This window comes from Segeticoccus rhizosphaerae (assembly GCF_009192725.1).
In the GTDB taxonomy this organism is placed as follows: Bacteria; Actinomycetota; Actinomycetes; order Actinomycetales; family Dermatophilaceae; genus Segeticoccus; species Segeticoccus rhizosphaerae.
Genome location: NZ_VOHR01000214.1, coordinates 1 through 6,671 on the forward strand (window position 1 = coordinate 1; position 6,671 = coordinate 6,671).

Annotated in this window: 7 protein-coding genes; 4 read left to right on the forward strand and 3 right to left on the reverse strand. The window is 69.8% G+C overall.

Features of this window, described 5'->3' with window-relative positions; genetic code table 11:
• The 3 genes from FRW57_RS15160 to FRW57_RS15170 all read right to left on the reverse strand — a co-directional run.
• Nucleotides 1-206, reverse strand: a 206-nt coding sequence (locus FRW57_RS15160) for a hypothetical protein (RefSeq protein ID WP_152186383.1), incomplete at its 3' end; no start/stop codon positions are given.
• A 147-nt stretch (nt 207-353) separates the two neighbouring features.
• Nucleotides 354-1,865 (reverse strand): flavin-containing monooxygenase, encoded by a 1,512-nt coding sequence (locus tag FRW57_RS15165; protein WP_238999449.1) that lies wholly within the window; start codon nt 1,863-1,865, stop codon nt 354-356.
• Nucleotides 1,862-2,656 (reverse strand): exodeoxyribonuclease III, encoded by a 795-nt coding sequence (locus tag FRW57_RS15170; protein WP_152186384.1) that lies wholly within the window; start codon nt 2,654-2,656, stop codon nt 1,862-1,864. Before FRW57_RS15170 ends, FRW57_RS15165 begins: the two co-directional genes overlap by 4 nt.
• 136 nt (nt 2,657-2,792) lie before the next feature.
• Between FRW57_RS15170 and FRW57_RS15175 the strand changes: the two genes are divergently transcribed.
• From FRW57_RS15175 to FRW57_RS15190, 4 genes are all read left to right on the forward strand, one after another.
• Nucleotides 2,793-3,569, forward strand: a complete 777-nt coding sequence (locus FRW57_RS15175; protein WP_152186385.1) for an SDR family NAD(P)-dependent oxidoreductase — start codon at nt 2,793-2,795, stop codon at nt 3,567-3,569.
• 32 nt (nt 3,570-3,601) lie between these two features.
• Entirely contained in the window at nt 3,602-4,408 is an 807-nt protein-coding gene (locus FRW57_RS15180; RefSeq protein WP_202911576.1) for an SDR family NAD(P)-dependent oxidoreductase, read from the forward strand.
• Between the two features lies 1 nt (nt 4,409).
• Entirely contained in the window at nt 4,410-5,330 is a 921-nt protein-coding gene (locus tag FRW57_RS15185; RefSeq protein ID WP_137122165.1) for a DMT family transporter, read from the forward strand.
• Nucleotides 5,311-6,671 (forward strand): bifunctional phosphatase PAP2/O-acyltransferase family protein (locus FRW57_RS15190; RefSeq protein ID WP_203230346.1); only part of this gene is annotated, 1,361 nt, incomplete at its 3' end. The genes FRW57_RS15185 and FRW57_RS15190, both read left to right, overlap by 20 nt.

A 6,671-nucleotide genomic window follows, 5' to 3' on the forward strand; every position in this document is an offset into this window, starting at 1 on the left:
AGCTTACGGGCCAGGACGGCGGCGACCTCGATCCGCCGGTCCGCCGACCCCGGCGACAGGCCCAGCAGCGGGCCGATCTCGGTGCCGGCGAACTCCTCGGTGTGCCCGACCCCGAAGTCTCGCTCCACCCACGCCCCCGACCCGGCGTCGCGGACCTGGCCGCGGGCGGCGAACTGCGCGATCCGCACCACCTGCACCGCCGCCACACGGGATCGGCCACCATGCGGCAGCCGGAAGACCACGCCGAGGCAGAGGCATACCGGCCCTCGAGCGTCCCGCAGGCACGAGGCTAGCCGTCGCCACCGACAGGTGAGGAGAACACCGCCCCAACGCACCCAGGACAAGCGACGTGGTCAGGTGCGGACCCCGTCGAAGACGTAGCGCTCCGGCCGGAAGTCGCGGGTCTGTCGGCGGAAGGACACCGTCGAGCCGGGCCAGATGACCCGGTTGACACCGGTCTTGTCGAGGTACCAGCTGTGGCACCCGCTGAGCCAGACCGAACCCCTGCTGCGCCGCTGCAGGCCACGGTTGAAGTCCTCCTGCACCTCTGTCAGCACCTCGACCGAGCGGGCTCGGCGCCGGTCACGCTCCTTGAGCGCCTCGATGATGAGGTCGACCTGTGCCTCGATCATCAGCAGCATCGAGTTGTGACCGAGGCCGGTGTTGGGGCCGAGCAGCGTGAAGAGGTTGGGAAAGCCGGAGACAGCCGCCCCGAGGTGAGCCTCCATCTGCTCACCGGTCCACTCGTTGCCGAGGTTTCGTCCGTCCTTGCCGAAGATGTCGAGGAAGGCGTAGGAGCCGGAGACGTCGAAGCCCGTGCCGAGCACCAGGACGTCCAGGTCCCGGCGTGTGCCATCCGCAGTGACCACACCGGTGGCATCGACGTGGTCGATCGGCGTGGTCTCCAGTGCCACGTTGTCCCGTTGCAGGGCCGGGTAGTAGTTGTCGGCCAGGAGGATCCGCTTGCAACCCATGGTGTAGTCGGGAGTGAGCAGCCCTAGGAGTCCCTCGTCGGCCACCTGGCTGCGTAGGTGTCTCAGGGCGATTCGTTGGGCCGCCTTCATGAAGAAGGGGTATGACGTGAAGCCCAGCACCTGCGCCTCGGACCGCCAGTAGAGCGACGACCGGTAGGCCCGGTGGAGGGACGGTAGTCGCTCGAAGAGTCGTCGCGTGACCCTCCCGAACTCGCGGTCGTTCTTCGGCAGGATCCAGGGTGGTGTCCGCTGGAAGACGGTGAGCTCTGCGGCGCGCGGCGCGATCTCTGGAATGAGCTGTGTGCTGCTCGCTCCGGTGCCCACCACGCCGACTCGCTTGCCTTTCAAGGACATCGCGGGATCCCACCACGCGGTGTGCACCACCTCACCGGCGAAGTCGCCGAGTCCGGGGGCGTCCGGAAACGCTGGTTCGTGCAGCGCACCCACGGCCAGCACGAGCGCGCGGCACCGGATGACTGCCGGGTGCTCTCGAGGGCCGCCGATGGTGAGCGTCCACACGCCCGACGTCTCGTCATACTCGGCGACCTGCAGCGGGCTGTCGAACCAGAGGTGGTCCTCGACGGCATACTTGCTTGCGCAGTGCCTGAGGTAGGAGTGAATCTCCTCTGCGGGCGAATACGCACGGGACCAGCGGGGATTGGGCTCAAAGGAGTAGGAGTAGAGATGCGACGGTATGTCGCACGCGCACCCCGGGTAGCGGTTGTCGCGCCAGGTGCCACCAAGACCCGCGGATTTCTCGAGGACGATGAAGTCGTGCTGGCCGTGCTTCTTGAGATTGATCGCCATGGCGAGTCCGGAGAACCCGCTGCCGACGACCACCACCTCATGGTCCACCTCACGGGTGAGCCACACAGAGTAGGTCGGCCTCACTGGTCGGAGAGGTCGACGATGACGGGTGCGTGGTCGCTGGCGCCCTTGCCCTTGCGTTCCTCGCGGTCGATCAGGGCGCCGGTGACGCGGCTGGCGAGCGCGGGTGAGCACAGCGCGAAGTCGATGCGCATGCCCCGACGTTTGGGAAAGCTCAACCGCGTGTAGTCCCAGTAGGTGTAGACACCCGGACCCGGCGCGTGCGGGCGCACCACGTCGGTGAAGCCGGCGTCGACGATCCCCCGGAAGGCGGCTCGCTCCGGCGGGGAGACGTGGGTGCTGTGCGCGAACACCTCCATGTCCCAGACGTCGTCATCCTCGGGCGCGATGTTCCAGTCGCCAGTGAGCGCGATCTGCGCGTCCGGGTCCGAGGCCAGCCATCCCTGCGCCGCCACCCGGAGCCGAGCCAGCCAGTCCAGCTTGTAGTCGAGGTGCGGGTCGCCGAGTGCGCGGCCGTTGGGCACGTAGAGGCTCCACACCTGCACCCCCGCGCACGTCGCACCCAGGGCACGGGCCTCGGTGGCGAGCGGCTCGCCATACCCCGGCATGTCCGTGAATCCTTGCTGGACGTCCTCGATCCCGACCCGTGAGGCGATGGCGACGCCGTTCCACTGGTTCACGCCGTGGAGGGCCACCTCGTAGCCGAGGGCGCGCAGTCGGTCCATCGGGAACTGGTCGTCCCGGGCCTTGGTCTCCTGCATCGCGAGCACGTCGACGTCATGGCGCTGCAGGAAGCCCTCGACCCGGTCGATGCGGGAGCGGATGGAGTTGATGTTCCAGGTAGCGATGCGCACAGGGGAGACCGTACCGGGCGGCGGCGACCCAGAGACCGAGGGCAGGACAGCGTTCCGGACGGGAATGGACCCGGCCACGCCGGGGAAGAGGAGTTTGGGAAGGTTGGGTCACCATCCACCACGAGAGCGAGAGTCGATGACCACTGCACTGGTGACGGGAGCGTCGTCCGGGATCGGTCTGGCCTTCTGCCATGAGCTGGCGGATCGTGGCCACGACCTGGTGATCGTGGCGCGCGACCGGGCGCGGCTCGAGAACCTGTCCGACGAGCTGCGCGCGAGACACGGCGTGCGGGTCGAGGTCCTTCCCGCGGACCTGACCGATCGTGACCAGGTGCAACGGGTCGCCGACCGCACCGGCGATCTCGAGCGTCCGGTCGACCTGCTGGTGAACAACGCCGGCTTCGGCCTCGGGCGCGGCTTCATCGCCGGCGACATCGCGGGTGAGGAGCGCGCGCTCGACGTCATGTGCCGGGCCGTGATGGTGCTGTCCCACGCGGCTGCCGGTGCCATGCGGACTCGTCACCGTGGGGCGATCATCAACGTGTCGTCCGTGGCCGGCTTCGTGGTGCTGTCGACCTACTCCGCGGTGAAGTCGTTCGTGACCGTCTTCAGCGAGGCGCTGTCGGGTGAGCTGGCAGGCAGCGGTGTCACCGTCACTGCCCTGTGTCCGGGTTTCACGAGGACGGAGTTCCACGATCGGGCCACAATGGACATGAGCCGGCTGCCCGACCCCTTGTGGCTCGACTCCGGTCGGCTCGTGCGCGACGGTCTCGCCGATGCCGCCAGGGGCAAGGTGGTCAGTGTCCCTGGCCCCGCCTACAAGGCGGTGGTGGCGCTGGCGCGCGTGGCGCCACGAAGGTTGGTGCGACGTGTCTCGCACGCGATCGGCTCCGGGAGGCGCCGGCAGGGCTGACAAGGCCGAGCATGGCCGTGAGAGGAGACAGGGTGCGCCTGGACGGCAAGGTGGTGCTCGTGACCGGTGCCTCCTCCGGTATCGGCGAGGCGGTGGCGGATCGTCTTGCTGGGCAGGGAGCCCGCGTCCTCGTCCACGGTCGCGACCCCGTGCGCGTACGCCGGGTTGCGGACCGGTTGTCTGCCACCGCGCTCACGGTGGATCTCCGCGAGCAGGGAGCCGTTGCGGAGTTGGCCGACCAGGCGCTGGCCGCCCACGGCAGCGTTGACGCGATCATCCACAGCGCTGGTGTCGGGTGGTCGGGCCGGCTCGACCAGATGCCACCGGACACGCTGCGGACGCTGTTGCGGGTCGACCTCGAAGCCCCCGTGGAGCTCACCCGTCTCCTGCTGCCGGAGATGCTCCGCCGAGGCACCGGTCACCTCTGCTTCGTGTCCTCGATCGCCGCTCGCACCGGTGTCGCCGGCGAGGCCGTGTATGCCGCGGCGAAGGCCGGGCTGGACGGCTTCGCCGAGAGTCTGCGCTACGAGGTGTCCCGGGCCGGGGTGGAGGTCAGCGTCGTCGTACCCGGCGCGGTCGACACCCCCTTCTTCGAGCGCCGTGGCCGTGCCTATGGCCGTCGCCGGCCCAGGCAACAGCCCGCGGATGTCGTGGCGGCCGCCGTCGTCCGGTGCCTGGAGGAGGGGCGTCCCGAGGCGTTCGTGCCGACGTGGCTGCGGGTGGCCGGCGTGGTCCGGGTGGTCAGCCCTGCCGGATTCCGCCGTCTGAGCGACAGATTCGGCGAACAGGTGCCCCCCCGCCCTGGCGGCGGCTCCGGGGACTCGCGGGATCCGGGCTGACATGTTCCTGGCCACGCTCATCGGACTTGCCGCGGCGTTCCTCTTCGCCACGGCCGCCTTCCTGCAGCAGCAGGGAGCCCGCAGCGTGCTCACCGAGCGCCTTGACGAGCCGTCGTCGACTCCGTCGGCGTTCGTGAGCGGTCTGCTTCGGGGCGTGCGCCAGCTGCCGCGCCAGAAGGTCTGGTTGACCGGCTGGTTGACCAACCTCGCCGGCTTCTTCGCCCAGGCCGTGGCACTGCACTTCGGGTCGGTGGCGCTGGTGCAGCCACTCCTGTCCACCCAGCTGCTGTTCACCATGATGCTGCTGGCAGTGAGCAACCGGCGGACACCACCACCTCGCTACTGGCTGGCCGGTGCCGCCATCGGTGGCGGACTGACCCTCCTGTTGACGGTGGACGGCGCGACGCCGCTGTCGGCGCCCGCGGACCGGCCTCGGGTGGTCATCGCCGCCCTGTCGGCGGTCGGCCTGATCGCCCTCCTGGTCGCGGCCGCCGCGCGACGGCCGATGCTCGTGCGCAGCATCCTCATGTCGGTTGCGGCCGGCTTCTGCTTCGCGTTCACTGCGGTTTTCATGAAGCTCACCACCGACGACCTGTTGACCATGGGGGCGGGCGGCACCGCTCGGGACTGGCCGGGCTACTGCCTGGCCCTCTCGGCGCTGTCCGGCGTGGTGCTCGAGCAGGCGGCCTTCGCCACGGGCCCCCTCACCTGGTCGGTCGCGGCGATGAACATCACCAACCCCACGGTCAGCTACCTGCTCGGCATCCTGGCCTTCCAGGCCTCGCCGCCCACGCAGCCCGGCGCGCTCGCGTCGATTGCGGCTGCTGGCCTCCTGATCGCGCTCGGAGTCGCGGGTCTGGCTCACGGGCTCGCCGGCGACGACCGACACAGCTGGCGGAGACGTGTCTCGCGCCCCGCGTGAGGTGCAGCGCCCACCGTGGCAGCGCGAGATCGTCCTCGGGCTGGCGTTGTTCGGCGTCTACATCTTCGTGGACGCCCTTGGTGGCCCGGATCGATTGGTGACGGCAAAGGCCCATGCCGCTGACCTGTTGGCCTTGGAGCGCTCCATGCACCTCGACGTCGAGCTGGCGGCGAACCACTGGCTGGCGCCGCACGACGTGCTGAGGATCCTCGCCAACTACGAATACGCGTTCAGCTACCTGATCAGCGCCTTCGCCCTGATCCTGTGGGTCTACTGGCGCAGGCCATGGCACTGGCGGATCGTGCGGGACTCCTTCGCCGCGCTCAACCTCGTCAGCATGCTGTGCTTCGTGGTCTACCCGGTGGCCCCGCCGCGGTTCCTCGCGGACAGCGGCTTCATCGACACCGTCCAGACGGGGCACACGCTCGGCTCGTGGGGCTGGGCGTTGACCGACCAGGCCAACCAGCTCGCCGCGATGCCCTCGCTGCACGTCGGGTGGGCGTTGTGGGTCAGCGTCATGCTCGGCGTCGTCGTTGCGCCGCGGTGGATCCAGCTGGTCAGCGCGGTCCACGTCGCCGTCACCGTCGCGGTGATCGTGTCGACCGCGAACCACTTCGTGCTCGACGCGGTCGGCGGTTTTGTGGTGGTGTGGGTCGCGGTGCTCCTGGCGAGAGGTGGTGCGCGGTTCGTGGACTCCCGTCGGACGGTGGTGCCGTCAGCCGACGCCTTCTTCTGGCACCTCAACACGCCGCAGGCTCCGCAGATCGTGGCAGGGCTCGCCTACTTCGAGCCGACCACGCCGTCGCTGGGGAAGGGACCCGCCCCGGACCTGGACGACGTCCGCCGAGCGGTGGCGCTGCACCTGGCACGGCTCCCCCGCTTCCGGCAGCACCTCGCGGTGGGATCGCGCTGGCGTCGGCTCCGCTGGGTCGACGCCGAGGAGGTCGACCTGTCCTGGCACGTGGTCGAGCACGACCTTCGTGGCCCGGACGGACGGGCCGCCCCGCACGACGTCGTGCAGGACTACGTCAACGCGATGACAACCACCCCCCTGCCCGACGACAGGCCCCTGTGGCGGCTGATCGTCGTCCGGGGGGTCGCGCCCGGACAGTCGGCTCTGCTGGTGATGGCGCACCACACGTTCTCCGACGGTCTCGGCGTCATCGAGAACATCCGTCAGCTGCTCACCCCACCCCCGGGCCCCCCACCTGTCGCCCCGGATGCTCCGGGCCCGTGGCGGCGGGCGGCGGCCACGGCATACGGGCTCGCCCAGCTCGCCACCGACGGCCGGGCGACGGTCACCCTGTCCGACCCTGCGGCGTCGGCCAGGCGGTTTGCCGG